Consider the following 15279-nt stretch of genomic DNA (forward strand, 5'->3'; position numbering starts at 1 on the left):
TTCTAAGAAAGACCGGCTCCATCCGTTCTGCTCTTCCCTCAGCCATGGGTGCTTCACATGACAGTTTTATCAAATATCCGCGCACCCCGCACCTCTTTGGTTCGAAGGGTACGGAGGACGACCGTCATCTGGGTGCAAAGGCATCGGCGGCTTTCATTGCTAATCCATCGCTGATCGTGGAAGAGAAGCTGGACGGCACGAATGTGGGCATCCATTTCACCACCCAAGGACGCATGGTGCTGCAATGCCGGGGACATGAGATCACCGAGGGCATGCATCCGCAGTATGACCTGTTCAAACAATGGACGGCCTACAAGAGGCCGGTCTTGGAGCAGATGCTTTCATCGCGTTACATTTTGTTCGGGGAATGGCTGTATGCCCGCCACAGCGTGGCTTATCTCTCCCTGCCGCATTACTTCTTCGAGTTCGATATTTATGACAAGGAAGAGTCGTGCTTCCTATCGCTGGCACGGCGTCTGGAGATGCTCGAAGGAACCGGGGTGCACACTGTTCCCGTGGTTCATCAGGGCGCAGCCAAGCCTGAGGTCCTGCTAGAAATGATCCAGGAATCTGCCTTTGAAGCTGTCTTTGACAATCCGCTGACGGGCAGGCCTGATGCACGAATGGAAGGTCTGTACCTGCGCATCGAAGCCGAAGGAAAAGCCATCGGACGCGCCAAAATCGTGCGGCCTGAATTTGTGGAAAAGGTCAAACAAAGCGAACATTGGCAGCATCAAAAAATGGTGCCCAATGAGCTGGCCGAGGGGGCGGACATCTGGTTATGAGATCGTGGGCAAACATTGAAAAGGCATCCAATGCTGAAATCATTGCCTGGGCGGAAGAGCAGCCCTGGGCAGGGCCAATGCGCCTATGCGGGCAGGATGCCGGATGGCATGCTGAAGGGGATGTGTGGACTCACACCCTCATGGTGTACGAACAGGTAGAACAACTGGAGGTTTACTGTGAACTGCCACGGGCAGACCAATTGAAACTTCTGTTCACCGCCCTGCTTCATGATGCCGGAAAACCGGCGACCACAGTCCTGGATCCCGAGACGCGCCGGACGCGCTCGCCCCGACATTCGATCATCGGCGCGGCCATGGCACGCGAGGTCTTGAGGGAGCTGGGCTGTCCACTGGCCATGCGTGAGCACATCGTCAATCTGGTGCGCTACCATGGGCGACCGCCTTTCCTGCTGGAGCAGAAGGAGCCGGAACATGAAGTGATCCGCCTTTCCTGCCTGCTTTCAAACAAGCTGCTTTATCTTTTTGCACTCGCCGATACCCGAGGGAGGAAAACGGCTGAAGTGACGCGGCCAGAAGACCGTCTTCACCTCTGGCGCGACCTGTCCATGGAGCACGGTTGTTTTGTGGATGCCTATCCTTTCATCAATGCCCATGCGAGATTTCTGCTGTTCCGCCGGACGCTGAGCAACCTGCACTATGCACCCCATGAGCAGTACCGCTGCACGGTCACGCTGATGAGCGGGCTGCCGGGAGCAGGCAAAGACACTTGGCTGAAAAGTCACAGATCCGAATTACCGGTCGTCTCACTGGATGGCATCCGCGAAGATCTCAAAATCGATGCCACAGACAATCAGGGTCAGGTCATCCAAGCAGCCCGGGAGCAGTGCAGGGAACATCTTCGGGCCGGACGTGATTTTGCTTTCAACGCGACTAACATCACGGCCCAGATGCGCCAGCGCTGGGTGGACCTGTTCGCAGATTATGAAGCAAGGGTGGAGATGATCTATGTCGAGCCGCCCATGGCCACGATTCTCCGCCAGAACAAAGAACGCACCGACGCCATCCCTGAGAGCGTCATTCATCGCTTGCTGAGCAAAATTGAGGTGCCCACGCTCGCAGAGGCTCATCAGGTGAGCCTGGTAGGAGTTGAGTAAATTCATGCCACAACCCTTGCATTTGACTAGATATAGAAGGGGCATCGGGACTCTACCTTTTCTGGCATTTTGCCATTCATTGAAATGAGCCACCCGGCATCTTGCAAGCAGGGTAGCCACTCGGAAAAGGCATCTACCCAGGTAGAAGCTCGTTTAAACGGTTGGCACAACGATTGCACAGGAGGAATCCGAATTCCCACTGCGCCATGATTACCCCAGCAACACTCCCTACCCTTCAGAATTTTCTGTTCATGCTGCCTGCCACCACGACATCGTCCGAACAGGAAGTCATTGTTAACCTGGCGCGTCGTCTGACGACACTGGGCTATGTTTACATCGCCAGTGCTCATGAGCGGACGATGGAAGATCGGGAAGACATTCGGTTCATGCCTTTTCATCAGGATTTGCTTCCTTCATTTGGCGTGATGGCCGGAGTGTTTGTTGTGCGGGATCAAAACATTGCCTCCGCTGCGCGCGAAGCTTATCCTGAAGCTCATGTGCTGGTGATCGACCCGGACCGAGTGGAAGAAGATCTGCCTGATTTTGAGCCTGAGGTGATCCGCTCCTGGCCTGTGCCACAAGCTTCACGTCCTGCTCTTCTGCGCGACTTGGCCGTTGCAGCCTGATCTTATTCCCGCCGCCGACGGCGGAATAACAGACCCATCATTCCACCCAAAAGCAGCAATGCACGGGAAGGCTCAGGGATGATGGTGACAGATAGGATACCACTGCTGTTAAAAAGGGTGGTATCCCATTTCAGGCCGTCCGCCAGTATGGCATTGCTGAAGTCGAGATTATTGACCCAGTTGGTATCGCTGAGAGCACCGAGACTGGTCCAATCAAAGAGATCAAAGATGTCACCTTCTTCCGCAGCGTAATTCAAAAGAATGCGCAGGCTGGCATTGGAATCGATGGTTAGAATATTGAAGACGAGCTTGTCATTGCTGCCATCGGCGGTGAGGCGGAAATCGGTCTTGCTACCATTTTCCAACCGGGTCTGGCCAGTGAAAGTCAGGGTGCCCCTAGCTGCGGCGGTGCCGCCCTGGAGCGTGGCACCGCTGCGCAGGGTGGTATCCCCGGAAATGCTGCCAGTGCCCATGAGCCTGCCACCGCTGCCGATGACCACTTGCCCACTGCCCGTACCGCTTCCAGTGGTATTGGCGATGATGAGGGTGCCTGCGTTGATGAGGGTGCCGCCTTGATAACTGTTAGCACCTCCTGTCAGCAACAGAGTCCCGGGACCTTTTTTGGTTAGGCCACCGACACCGGTGACATTGCCCGTGAAGGAGATGGTGCCGTTAATGGCCTCGGTACTGATGAGGGTGCTGGCACTGTTCAGGACGACTTCTTTGTCAAAAGCGCTCGTAAACACTTCGGGGGCATCTTCGACTCCCGCATTGTATTGGCGAAGGACTCCCTCGCCGCCACCATCTCCATTGAAGGTAAACTTACCGTTGGTGGCCAAGGTCCAGGTGCCAGCCACATCGTCATTGATGATGAGCTGAGCACCGCTCTGGATGGTCATGTTTGTGGCTCTGGGAAGAACATTTCCAGTGAGCAGCAAGGAACCTTCGCGGATGTCGATGCTCCCAGCAAAAGCAGAAGTGCTGGAACTGACTTGAAGCCTTCCGCTGCCGATCTTGATCAAGTCACCTGAACCCGCGAAGCCGTTGCCGCCGAAGGTCTGGTTCACCCGGAAGTCCAACGTGCCACCAGATGCACCGATGGTGATGGTCCGCCCAGTGGCAGTGTTGTTGACATTGCCAAGAGTGCTGGCTGTGAGCTGCAGGGTACCTCCATTGATGAGGACATCTGCGGCTGCATTGCCCAGGGCGGTGGTGGACGCCACAGAAACGGTGCCGCTGTTGATGATGGTGAGGCCGGTGAAGGTATTCACCCCTCTGAGGAAGAGGGTGCCGCTGCCATCCATCTGCAGAGGCCGGGTGGCCGCTCCGCTGATGATTCCGGATAATGTGACATCACCGCTGCCGATGATCTGGATGGAGCCTGGTGCGCTGGATGAAGCACTGGTATTGGCAGTCACACTGATGGCACCTGAATGCGTGACGGCATCCGAACGATTGAAGATCAAAGCGCCGCCGCTAAGAGTCACCGGGCTGGTGATGCTGCCAGTGGTGCCTCCAGCTCCCAGTTGAAGTTTACCTGCACTCACGGTGGTGGCCCCTGTGTAGTCATTGTCCGTGGTCAGGGTAAGTGTGCCTGTGCCGGATTTGGCAAGGGTAGTCAAGCCTGTTATCTTGCCGGCACCACCGAAGGTATAACTGGATGTTGAATTAACAAAGACGCTGCCCGGAAGGAGCGCGGAGGTCAGGTTAACATTGAAAGTGGAAGCGGTGTCTGTGAAATAAACGACGTCCGTGGAAACAAAATTTGTGGAGGCCAGACTCGTATTGGTGATCCAGTTTTGCGTGCCGCCCACATTCACAGCCGTGCCAGCATCCCAATCCCCACTGACCGCGCCCGTCCAGCGGATGTCCTCTCCCTTCGTAATGGTGGCGGTAATCTGCGTATTGGCGGTGTCATAGTTCAGCGTTCCTGTATAACGCCCTGCGACCTGCAAGGTATAACCGGAAGTGATGGCAGTGCCAGCATAGTCCAGAAGCCGGTAAACGCCATTGGCTAACACGCTGTTGTTGGTCAGGTAAAGAAGGGTATCACTCATGCCGGTGCGAGTGAGTCCGTTACTGCCAGTGACGCTGATCAAAGGGATGGTTGGCAGGGTGCTTGAATTGAGTTCAAAAGCCAGGGTGGAGCCTCCAGCGAGGGTGAGGGTGGGCACGGACAAGGAGGTGATGACGGCGTCGCTGTTGACGGCCAGCATGGTTCCATTTGAAAGGCTTAGCGAGCTGGCAACTGCAGTCGGCTTGAGACGCAGAGTGCCACCTGTGACGGATAGAGAACCCGTGGAGTTGAAGGCACCATTGATGTTCAACGTGCCGGCGCCAGATTTGATCAGCGGCCCAGTCCCGGAGACAGCACCTGTGAAAGTGAGGGCGTTCCCGGATTCCACAATGTCCACCCGTCCACCACCTGCGGCAACGGTGATGCCACGGGAGGTGGATGAAGTGCCTGTGCCCTGGATCTGTAGTGTGCCCTGGGTGGTTGCTGTACCAAACTCGATCTTGGCCAGTACACCTGTGGTGAAGGTGGTGCCGGTGGCTGGCACGGAAGATGACTGCATGGCCAGGATGCCTTCACGAATTTGCACAGGCATTGAGGAACCAAACGTGGTGCCGCTGCCGACGGTGACAGTGCCGGAGGTTGTTTTGGCCAGCACACCACCGCCACCCTGGCTCAGAGCACCACCCGTACCCGATGCTGTGAGAGAACCGGAACGGAGGTCAAAAATAATATCTCCCACATTGGCCGCAGTGCCGCCGCTGTTAGCGCTCGAAGCACGATACTCCCCGCCATTGAGAATGAAGCCGCCATAAGATTCACCCGTGAAGATTTCGAAAAGGCCACCGGTGTTAATGGTAATGAATGTGCTGGTGGGCAGGTCTGGATTGGCATCGGGACCAAAGATAAACGTGCCCCCATTATTCACGACAATGGAGACGGCATCGATATCCCCCGCAGCGCCACGGTCGGTGAGCTGAACAATGCCACCATTGATGTTCAGCGTGCCTGTAAAGTTGTGGTTCCCCAGTAGGGTGAGCTGACCTGTACCATTTTTGTTGATGATCCCACTCCCTGTGATGCCACCGACCATATCCAGAGTGCCGGTGCCATCAAAGGTGAGCGTATTCAGCCCAAGGGCCAGGGTTGAATTCAACCTAACCGTGCCCGCCCCGTTCTGCCGGATGGTATTGGAACCGGTCAGTGTCACCGCATTGGCAAAGGTGATGTCGTCCGAGCGATTAAATGTCAGCGTACTGTTGGTTAGGGAAAGTGCACCTGCGATGCTGCCCTGAGTGCCTCCATTCCCCAATTGCAAGGAGCCACCCGTCACGGTTGTACCGCCGGTGTAGTCGTTGTTGGTGGCTAGAACCAGTGTGCCAACCCCCGATTTGGTGAGGGAGGTGCTGCCGCTTATTTTCCCCGTGCCGACGAACTGATATTCAGAGGCCGTATTCACGGTGACCGACAACGGCTGCACGGCAACGTCCAACTGCACAGTTCGATTGGCAGCCGTATCGTCAAAAAGGACGGTATCCCTGACGATGTAATTGGTGGCCGTGCCGCCAGTATTGAGCTTCCAGTTTTGAGTGCCTCCCACATTGGCCTCTGTGCCCTCATCCCAGGTACTGTTGACCGCGCCGGTCCATTTGATGGTATCCGTGCCGGTGACATTCATCTGAATTTGGGTGTCAGCCGTGTTATAGATCAGAGTCGCTGCGGTGCGGCCAGCCAGCCTCAAATCAAATCCGCTGGTGATGCTGCTGCCCGCATAATCAATCAGGGTATAAAGACCGTTGGCAAATGGCTGCGAATTGGTCACGCGCAGGGTCACGTCCCCTGCAAGGGTCAACCCGTCGGTGCCTGTGACATTAGCTAGAGTCACACCAGGCAGGGTGGAAGAAGCCAGCTCCAGTTGAAGGGTAGAGCCATCGGCCAAGTCAAGCGCAGGCACATTCAAAGTGACCGCCAGAGAACCATTTCCAACTGCCAGGACACCCGATCCCGAGGCACCCAAAGCACCGGTGACGGTGCCCGGCTTGATGCGCAGGATGCCTTCATTCACTGTGGTGAGGCCCGTGGAACCCAGACTACCGGTTAGGCTCAGAGTACCCGCACCCGTTTTGGTCAATGTTCCGCTACCGGTGATTGCGCCACTGAATGTCAGCGCGGTGGCAGCTTCCACCACATCCACGCGGCCTCCGCCTAAGGCGACAGAGATGTTGCGCGAACTGGTTGCACTGCCAGCACTGTGAATCTGCAAGGTACCTTCCGTGGTAGCGGTGCCGAAAACAATATTGGCAAGAGGCGTTCCTGTACCGTCCACCACCGTGCCAGTGGTCGGCACTGAGACTGTCGGCATGGAAAGTGTCCCTTCGCGGATCTGCAATGCTAGTGCAGAGTGAATCGCGGCCGTGCCTGTGAGTGTCACTGTTCCTGATGTGGTCTTTGCAAGCACCCCGCCGCCGCCTTGGACTAAAGCTCCCGTGGCCGTTCCGGTAAGTTCTGTGGTGATCGTGCCGGAACGCAGATCAAAAACGACATCCCCTATCGCAGCCGCCTCACCCGTGGAATTAACAGCAGCGGATGCCGAAGTGATGCGATATTCACCACCATTGAGGATGAAGCCACCGTAACTTTCACCCGTGCGCATGTTATAAAGACCGCCTGCATTCACCGTGACGACGGTCGTCGTAGGAAGGTCAGGATTACCGCTGCCGCCGAAGATGAAAGTGCCGCCATTATTAACCACAATGGACTTGGCATCGAGATCCCCTCCTGCCCCGTCATCGGTGAGTTGAAGAATGCCGCCATTGATGTTGAGCGTACCGGTAAAGCCAACGTCACCGAGGAGATTGAGCTGACCGGTGCCGTTTTTATTGATCGTGCCAGTGCCACTGATAGGCCCCATGATGTCAATGATACCACTGCCATCAAAAGTAAGTGTGTTGCTTCCAACAGACAGGCGGGAATTTAGAGTCACCGTGCCTGTTCCATTTTGCCGGATGGTATTGGAATTGGTTAGGTTGACCACATTGTCAAAAGTGAAGTCCGCAGAACGGTTGAATGCGAGAGTGCTGGCTGTGAGTGAAAGTGCGCTGGTGAAGCTGCCTTGTGTACCGCCGTCTCCAAGTTGCAGGGTGCCCGCAGTCACACTGGTCGCTCCGGTGTAGTCATTATCCGTGGCGAGGATGAGTGTGCCAGTGCCGAGCTTGCGCAAAAGGGTGCTGCCACTGATTTTTCCAGTGCCGCTAAAGCTGTATTCCGCAGCAGTATCCACCGTGATCGAAAAAGGCAGAACGGTGCCTGCGATCTGAACGGATTTATTTGCGGCTGTGTCATCAAAGCGCACTGTGTCTGTGCTGATGAAATTTGTGGCCGTGCCACCTGTGACGAGCTGCCAGTTTTGAGTGCCGCCCACATTGGCCGCGCTGCCGGTATCCCAGGCGCTGCTGACAGCACCGCTCCATTTGAGCGTATCCGTTCCGGTGATGGCCATCTGGATACGGGTATTCTCGGTATCATAAATGAGGCTGCCGAGTGTGCGGCCTGCCAGGTGCAGGTTGAGGCCCGATTCGATGGGCGAACCACTTTCATAATCGAGGAGTGTGTAAGTCCCGTTTGCAAAATTCTGCGCATTTGTCACGCGGATGGTGGCACCATCGGAAAAGGTGAAAGCGCTAGAATTACGCACTGTGACCAATGAGTTCGAGGGAACGCTGGCCGTATTCAGTTCCAGCAAAAGCGTGCCTGTGCTCAATGAAAGTGTGGGGACGCTGAACTCACTGCTGACGCTGCCTGCATTGACGGCCAGGGTAGTGCCGGAATTCAAGAAAAAGCCGCCCATTGCTGTCCCCGGATTCACTCGCAATGTTCCTTCGGAAACAAGCGTGAAGCCAGTACCACTCAGCGTGCCGGTCAGATTCAAAGTCCCTGGACCCGTCTTCGTCAAGGACCCGGATCCAGTCTGATTTCCCGATAGAGTCAGGATGGTCGTCGGCTGGGTGACTTTCACAAAACCGCTTCCACCCGAGGCGCGGGTCAAAGCGCCCGTTTGGCTGCCTGTGCCGCCCTGGTATTCCAAAGTCCCTGTTGTACCGCTGCCGCCCAGGGAAAGAGGAGCGTTCGCCAGGTTGGTCGCATGGGACATGATCACGGTGCCTTCCATGATGTTCAGCCCACCTTGATTCGTCATGGCGACTGCACCGCTGATGGTAACAGTTCCAGATGTCGTCTTATTGATCGGGGCTGTGCCGGCCATGTTGTAAATGGTGCCCGTGTAAGCATTGCCAGTGACATTGCCATGGGTCCAAGACTGGGCAGCCAACCCGTTCGCCGTAGCCGTACCGGAAGTCAGAGAAAGCGTTCCGCCAAGCAAATGAAAGCCACCAAAGGTCTGCGTCTCCTGCCAACTGACCAGACCGCCTTCATTGGCGGTGATGTAGGTGGATATCGGCAGGTCGGGATTACCCGCTCCAATATTCCCAAACTGATAAGTACCGCCGTTGTTAACGATGATGGCAGCCGGAGTGAAATTGGTAACCGTGTTGGTTTCAGAGCGGTTCATAAACCTGCCCTCGTTGATGATCAGCGTGCCTGTGAAATCCGCATTTAAGCTGTCGTGAATAAAAGTACCTGACCCCGTTTTGGTGATCGTGGCATTGCCAGCTAGGAGGCCAGTGAATAGAGCAGTGCCCGTGATGTCCAACGTGGGATTAGCCCCGGCAAAGGTCAGTGTGTTGCCTGTGGAAGCGGCCAGAGTTAGCGTACCATTGCCGGTGTTGTTCACCGTCAGCCGGTTGAGTGTGAACGGCCCCAAGTTGTTGGTGGAGACGTAGGAGCCAGTGGCATTGAACTTCAGATGAAGGTCATTTGCGCTGACCGGCAGGGTGGCTGGCAACCAGTTTGCAGCCACATTCCAGTTGCCAGTGGTGACATTCCAGACGGACTGGGCATTCAAAAAGCTTCCTGAAAGCTGGAGTCCGAAGACCAGGATAGCAAAGCGGGATATCAGTTTCATTTGGGGGGGACCGCCCCATAATTCACCGCTCCCTCCTCGTCCGGCCCTGTAGTGCGACAAGATCGTCGCGCACATAAGGACATTCCTTGGATGCAACAAAGTGAGAGCGCAGGAGCCGCTAAAGCTCATCCTGAACTGCTATCCCCTTAATAACTTGCATCAATGACCGGGTGCTCACTCTCCGAAATGGGAGGTTTTCTTCATTTGCTCGTGAAGTGAAGGTGTTTCCCTCGGGGTAACATAGTGGGGAGGAAATGATTGCTAATACAAGTATAGGGATAGTCGTTTCGGGAGTAAAAGCTCTGTATCTCAATCTTCGCATGAGAGCATCGCGTTGACGTCAATCGGTTTGAGTAGTATGCTTTCAAAGTCGTGAATTCGAAAAAAAAGGCACCCAAGCAAACACTCTCCAAGGAAGTGACCAAAACCATTTGCTTGAGACCTTTTGCGACAGATTACGCCACCTTTGTCCTGAGAACTTCACAAGTTCTGGGCGACAATGGTCCAGCCTCGCGCAAATCCAAGCCCAACAGGCGCTTGTTACAGCTAGCGAACTTGGACTTTTAATTAAAGCCGACGTTACCTGGGACCGCTTTAAGCACGACAATTCAGATCTCCATTACGGGACAGAGCATGTCGTTGAATCGACTGAATCCGGTGACTGGGTGGCAAAGATCACCATACTTCCTGCCTTTGGTCTTGCTCCCCGACTGATCGCGCACCCCAACGTCAATCTCCGAGACGACCCAACAGTGCCGTCTTATCGTCAGGCCATTGAATTCCTTCCGGCCACTCCAATTGAATACTTACAGCGTTGGATTGCAGCCAAGGAGGTTTTCGAAGATGCAGTGCGGCTAACTTCGGTCGTTCAATGGGCCGATGGACTGGTTTCTTTCGGAATCAGTCAGCCACAATATCACGGCGAAGCTGCGTCTCCCCGCGACATTGATCGTTACTTCGAAGCATCAGGCTGGACTCGTGTACGAGACCCGGGCGAATCTGGCCATGTCCTGTATTTCAATTATGCTTTTCAGGTCTTGGCGATTGATGCCTTGCCGAGAAATTGCTATCTTCATGATGATGAATTGCTGCCTTTCGATGTCATTTTGAGCCGACCGGATGAGAGCCTTGAAAAGTTTCTTCAATTATATCCCGACTGACGTCGGCTAAGAGGACAGGAATTAGACACAGGGACAAAGTGTTGCTTAGCCGACCCTGGATGCCTCGGCAGGCTCCTGAAGCCCGGCTTGACTCCCCCCTCTGCCTCGCTTGGATACATAGCCCGTCATGGAACTGTCCGCCATTGTTGAATCCCTGCTTTTTGCGACCCAGGAGCCCCTGCCCCTGACGCAGATGGTCACGGCGATCAAGGATACGGCAAAGGACATCCGGGAAGCCACACCTGAGGGAGAAACGGCACCCGAATGGGTGGAGCCCCTCCTGACGATTGACGAACTAAATGTGCGCGAGGCGATTGATGAACTGGTGGCCCATTACGAAAAAGATGGCCGCGCCTTCACCATCGTGGAGCGCACCCATGGCTGGCGGCTCTGCGCCAAGGCCGATTACGTAGAATGGTGCCGTGCCCTGTATCCGGGGAAAAAGGTGCAGCGCCTCAGCCAGCCTGCGCTGGAGACGCTGGCTATCATCGCCTATCGCCAGCCCATCACCAAAGCCGGGGTGGAGGCGGTGCGAGGAGTGAGTGTGGATGCCATGGTGCAACAACTTGTGGACCGGGGGCTGGTGAAGATTGAAGGCCGTGCTGACCTGCCCGGGCGGCCGCTCCTCTACGGCACAACGGATGCTTTCCTGGACCACTTCAGCGTGCGCACGCTGGATGAACTGCCCAATGCCGCCGAACTGCGCCGAGTAAAACTGCCGACGCCAGATTCTGAACAACCGGGGGCCGCGCAACCTGAGGAAACTCAGCTTTCCCTGGCCCCGGCCGAACCCGCCGCCCCGGCAGCCTCCGAGTAAAATTTCCATGTCGCTCGACGAAACACGCATCAAGATTGACGCCATCGATCAACAACTGATCCGGTTGCTGAATGAACGCGCCGAGATGGTGCATGTGATCGGCGAGATCAAGAAGAAGGATGGCCTGGACATTTATGTGCCGGGCCGTGAAGAAAAGCTCCTGCGCAAGCTGTGCGAACTGAATGCCGCCCAACAGGGTTTGCTCACAGAAAAGGCGATTCGGGCCATTTTCCGTGAGATCATGAGTGCGGCGCTGGCACTGGAAAACAGTCTGAGCATTGCCTACCTGGGCCCGGCAGGATCCTGGACACATCAGGTGGCGATCAATAAATTCGGCAACAGCGTCTCCTATGCCGCGGAGGCCAGCACGGAGGGCGTCTTTGCCCGGGTGGCCAGCCAGGGTGTGGACTATGGGGTGCTGCCCATTGAGCATTCCACCGAAGGCGCCGTCCACCATACGCTGGATCATCTGGTGGACTCGGATCTGCAAATCTATGCAGAGATCCTTTGGAAAGTGGAAACGGTGGTGATGGCCAAAGGAGATGCGGATTCCATCCACGTCATCTACGGCCTGCCGCAGATGCTGGCGCAGTGCCGCCCGTGGCTGACGCAGTGTTTTCCCAAAGCCTCCCTGGCTGCGAGCGCCTCCTCCAGCCTGGCAGCTACCCATGCAGAAAATGAGCCGGGGGCGGCCGCCATCGGCACTCCCCTGGGGGCGGAGTTGCATGGACTCCGAGTCCTCTCCACGTCTCCCCCAGAGCATGCCTCCCGTGCCCGTTTCATCATCCTGGGCAGACGCAGTGGTGCCCCGACCGGGCATGACAATACCATGCTCATGGTCCATGCGCGCGACCGTGTGGGTGCGCTGCTAGAGGTACTGCAGGTTTTTGCGAGCCGGAATGTCAATGTACGCCAGATTGAAAATCGCCCCGTACCAGGCGACCTAACGGGTGAGCAGGCGCGGTTTTTCCTGGAGATCAGCGGCCATCATGAGGAGCCAGCTTTACAGGAGGCCATTCGTGATCTCACCGGCCAAGGTGCCAAGGTCAAAGTGCTGGGCAGCTACCCGGCTCCTGGCTGGGTGGAAGAAAGATAAACAGCGAATCAAGCGGCATTGTCCGTGCGCAGTTTCTTCGCCATCTCCTGTTCCTCACTGGAAACGATGCTGCGTGACCATAACGAATCCTTCCAGCTTGCGGAAAGCAAGGGACAGTCGGCCAGTTCACGGGCCGCAGCTTTATCGGCACGCCGATGATGCATGATTTCATTCGCCAGGGCGATGGTCCACTGTGGGAACGAGCGCTCCATCAAGGTGAATTCACTCCCCACATGCACTGTTCCGTGCCGTAGCACACGAAAGTAAAAACCTGTGTAGCCCGTGCGCTCTACCTGAGCCGTCAGATCCTTGATCTGCCAGCGGCGGGCCAGCTTCCAGCAAGGCTGGCGCGGCTGCGAGACCTGCAGCAACGCACCTCCCAACGAATAGACATCGCCGATGCAGACGCCCTTTTCCAAAAGCCCCTCGGTGGTGAAATTTTCCCCAAAAGCCCCGTGAGGCATCTCTGCCAGACCCAGCTTTTCCTGCCAGTAAGGGTAGTGCTCGACCCCATAGACACAGACAGCTTTTTCAGAACCGCCATGATAGCGGCGATCCGCCTGCTGATCCCCTTTCAGCCCCTCATAGCCTAACCAAAGGGGCTGCAAAACAGACTGCTTATAAAAGCCAGTGCTCCAGGGTTTGTCCCACCAGGAACCGGTTTCGCTAGAGGGGATGTCCTGAATCGCCGAAATCTGGATGGAAAGCAGTTTCATCATGAAATTATGCCGACTTGCTCAGCCTCATTCATCCGCTCATGTTCTAGCTGTAGACGTGATGTGAACCAATCGGGAATTTCCGGTTCGTCAAGCCTCGACAGCACCCATTGATGACGCTTGGCGTCACGGATCACGAGCTTTCCATCACAGAAATGGTACACATACGACTGCGGTTGATCTTGAAACCTTAGCCTCAATTGAAAGGTCTCGCCAGTATCCTCTTGAAGCCAATAACGAATGGCCATGCGCTGTCCCACCACCAATCCATGAGGGGTAAAGGTGACCACCCTTCCCCTGTCATGAAAATGATAATAATCCAAGGTATCCGGCATCCAGGGAGAAGGACACGCCCAGAGACCTTGGAGTTCCAGATTCATGACATGCGAGACTTATCCGATTTTATCGGCACCAAAATGACCGCGCAGCGCTGTAGGAATGAGGATGCTGCCATCCGCCTGCTGATACGTCTCCACCAGGGCGACGAAGAGGCGGGCGAGGGCGGTGCCCGAACCATTTAAGGTATGAGGAACTCGGTTTTTACCGTTCTCGTCCTTATAGCGCAAGTTCATGCGGCGGGCCTGATAATCGCCAAAGTTCGAGCAGCTCGAAACTTCCAGATAGGTGCCCTGACCCGGTGCCCAGACCTCAATGTCATAGGTCTTGGCCGAGCCAAAACCGATGTCGCCAGTGCAGAGCTCGATGACGCGATAATGCAGGCCTAACAACTGAAGTACTTTTTCCGCATTGGCGGTCAGGCTTTCCAGTTCGGTCATGCTGGTCTCCGGCGTGGTGATTTTCACCAGTTCCACTTTATCAAACTGATGCATGCGGATCAACCCGCGGGTGCCAAGACCGGCGCTGCCAGCCTCACGGCGGAAACAGGGAGTGTAGGCGGCATAATTCACGGGTAACTGCTCCATCTTCAAAATCTCATCGCGATGCAGGTTTGTGACCGGCACTTCAGCGGTGGGAATGAGGTAAAGATTGTCTTCTGGGCTGTGGTAAACCTGATCCCCAAATTTCGGGAGCTGGCCTGTGCCAACTAAGCACTCGGGCTTCACCAGCAAAGGCGGGCTGATCTCTTCATAACCGTGCAAGGTGGTGTGAAGATCCAGCAAAAAGCTGATGAGACAACGCTCCAGACGGGCACCCTGACCGCGATAGACCACAAAGGCACTGCCTGTGATCTTGGCCCCGGCTTCAAAATCCAGCATGCCAAGCTGCTGTCCGAGGATGGTGTGGTCCTTGGGTTCAAATTCAAATTTAGGCTTGGCACCCCAAACACGGACCTCAGGATTCTCCTCGGCACTGTGCCCGACGGGGCAGGCATCATGGGGCAGGTTAGGCAGGCCGAGCAGAAGCTCGCGCTGACGGATGTCCGCAGCATCGGCATCCTGGCCAATTTGCTCGATGCGCTCATTGATGCCGCGTACTTCGGCCTCAATAGCACCCGTGTCCTGGCCATTCTTTTTGGCGATGCCGATCTCCTTACTGATGCGGTTGCGGTCCCCCTGGAGCTTTTGCCGTTCAGTCTCAGCCGTGCGGCGGGCAGTATCAATGGACAGGACTTCATCCACCACGGACGCATAGTCACCACTGCGAGTGGCGAGGCGTTCTTTGACCAGATCAGGGTTGTCGCGGATGAGGCGGATATCGAGCATAGGGCGCGGAGATTAGCGGGAGAATGCCCGTTGTCGAGTCCGTGGGCGACTTTGTCAGTGCTGCTGGACTCTCAATTCAAATGTCATCTTTAGCTTCAGCGTGCGTTAATCGTGCAAAAATCCTTATCTACTAATAAAGATTTACAAAACTACGGCTCTCTTTCATCTTTAGTGCCATGAATGCTGAACCGATTTCATGCACAGCGGTAGTATCAGCATGGCCTCAAGGCCGTCCTCTTAGTTTTTTCAAGCGTTTCCTGGCCACC

10 protein-coding genes are annotated in these 15279 nt (G+C 55.7%); 6 read left to right on the forward strand and 4 right to left on the reverse strand.

Features of this window, described 5'->3' with window-relative positions:
* Window positions 1–44: 44 nt before the first annotated feature.
* From EI77_RS04105 to EI77_RS04115, 3 genes are all read left to right on the forward strand, one after another.
* Window positions 45–785 (forward strand): RNA ligase family protein, encoded by a 741-nt coding sequence (locus EI77_RS04105; protein WP_133793471.1) that lies wholly within the window; start codon window positions 45–47, stop codon window positions 783–785.
* Entirely contained in the window at window positions 782–1900 is a 1119-nt protein-coding gene (locus tag EI77_RS04110; RefSeq protein WP_133793472.1) for an AAA family ATPase, read from the forward strand. The genes EI77_RS04105 and EI77_RS04110 overlap by 4 nt, the downstream gene beginning before the upstream one ends.
* Before the next feature lie 251 nt (window positions 1901–2151).
* Window positions 2152–2526: a hypothetical protein gene (locus EI77_RS04115; RefSeq protein WP_208300258.1), complete on the forward strand. Its 375-nt coding sequence runs from the start codon at window positions 2152–2154 to the stop codon at window positions 2524–2526.
* A gap of 2 nt (window positions 2527–2528) precedes the next feature.
* On the opposite strand, the gene EI77_RS04120 is transcribed toward EI77_RS04115, so the two are convergent.
* Window positions 2529–9560, reverse strand: coding sequence for a beta strand repeat-containing protein (locus tag EI77_RS04120; RefSeq protein ID WP_166647018.1), 7032 nt, complete (start codon window positions 9558–9560; stop codon window positions 2529–2531).
* Window positions 9561–9991: 431 nt separating this feature from the next.
* Between EI77_RS04120 and EI77_RS04125 the strand changes: the two genes are divergently transcribed.
* From EI77_RS04125 to pheA, 3 genes are all read left to right on the forward strand, one after another.
* Window positions 9992–10720 carry a hypothetical protein gene (locus EI77_RS04125; protein ID WP_133793475.1) on the forward strand — a complete coding sequence of 243 codons (729 nt, stop codon included), beginning with the start codon at window positions 9992–9994 and terminating at the stop codon, window positions 10718–10720.
* Between the two features lie 127 nt (window positions 10721–10847).
* Window positions 10848–11537: an SMC-Scp complex subunit ScpB gene (gene scpB / locus EI77_RS04130; RefSeq protein WP_133793476.1), complete on the forward strand. Its 690-nt coding sequence runs from the start codon at window positions 10848–10850 to the stop codon at window positions 11535–11537.
* Between the two features lie 7 nt (window positions 11538–11544).
* Complete coding sequence (pheA, locus tag EI77_RS04135; RefSeq protein ID WP_133793477.1) at window positions 11545–12633, forward strand: chorismate mutase; 1089 nt, start codon at window positions 11545–11547, stop codon at window positions 12631–12633.
* An 8-nt stretch (window positions 12634–12641) separates the two neighbouring features.
* Here the strand turns inward: pheA and EI77_RS04140 are convergent, their stop codons facing one another.
* Genes EI77_RS04140 through serS form a run of 3 tightly spaced genes read right to left on the reverse strand, consistent with a single transcriptional unit; the run spans window position 12642 to window position 15013 of the window.
* Window positions 12642–13352: an MOSC domain-containing protein gene (locus EI77_RS04140; protein WP_243838658.1), complete on the reverse strand. Its 711-nt coding sequence runs from the start codon at window positions 13350–13352 to the stop codon at window positions 12642–12644.
* A complete protein-coding gene (locus tag EI77_RS04145) occupies window positions 13349–13729 on the reverse strand; it encodes a hypothetical protein (protein ID WP_133793478.1) in 381 nt (126 codons plus the stop codon). The genes EI77_RS04140 and EI77_RS04145 overlap by 4 nt, the downstream gene beginning before the upstream one ends.
* A 12-nt stretch (window positions 13730–13741) precedes the next feature.
* A complete protein-coding gene (serS, locus tag EI77_RS04150) occupies window positions 13742–15013 on the reverse strand; it encodes a serine--tRNA ligase (RefSeq protein ID WP_133793479.1) in 1272 nt (423 codons plus the stop codon).
* Window positions 15014–15279 lie beyond the last annotated feature (266 nt).

This window comes from Prosthecobacter fusiformis (genome assembly GCF_004364345.1).
GTDB lineage: Bacteria > Verrucomicrobiota > Verrucomicrobiia > Verrucomicrobiales > Verrucomicrobiaceae > Prosthecobacter > Prosthecobacter fusiformis.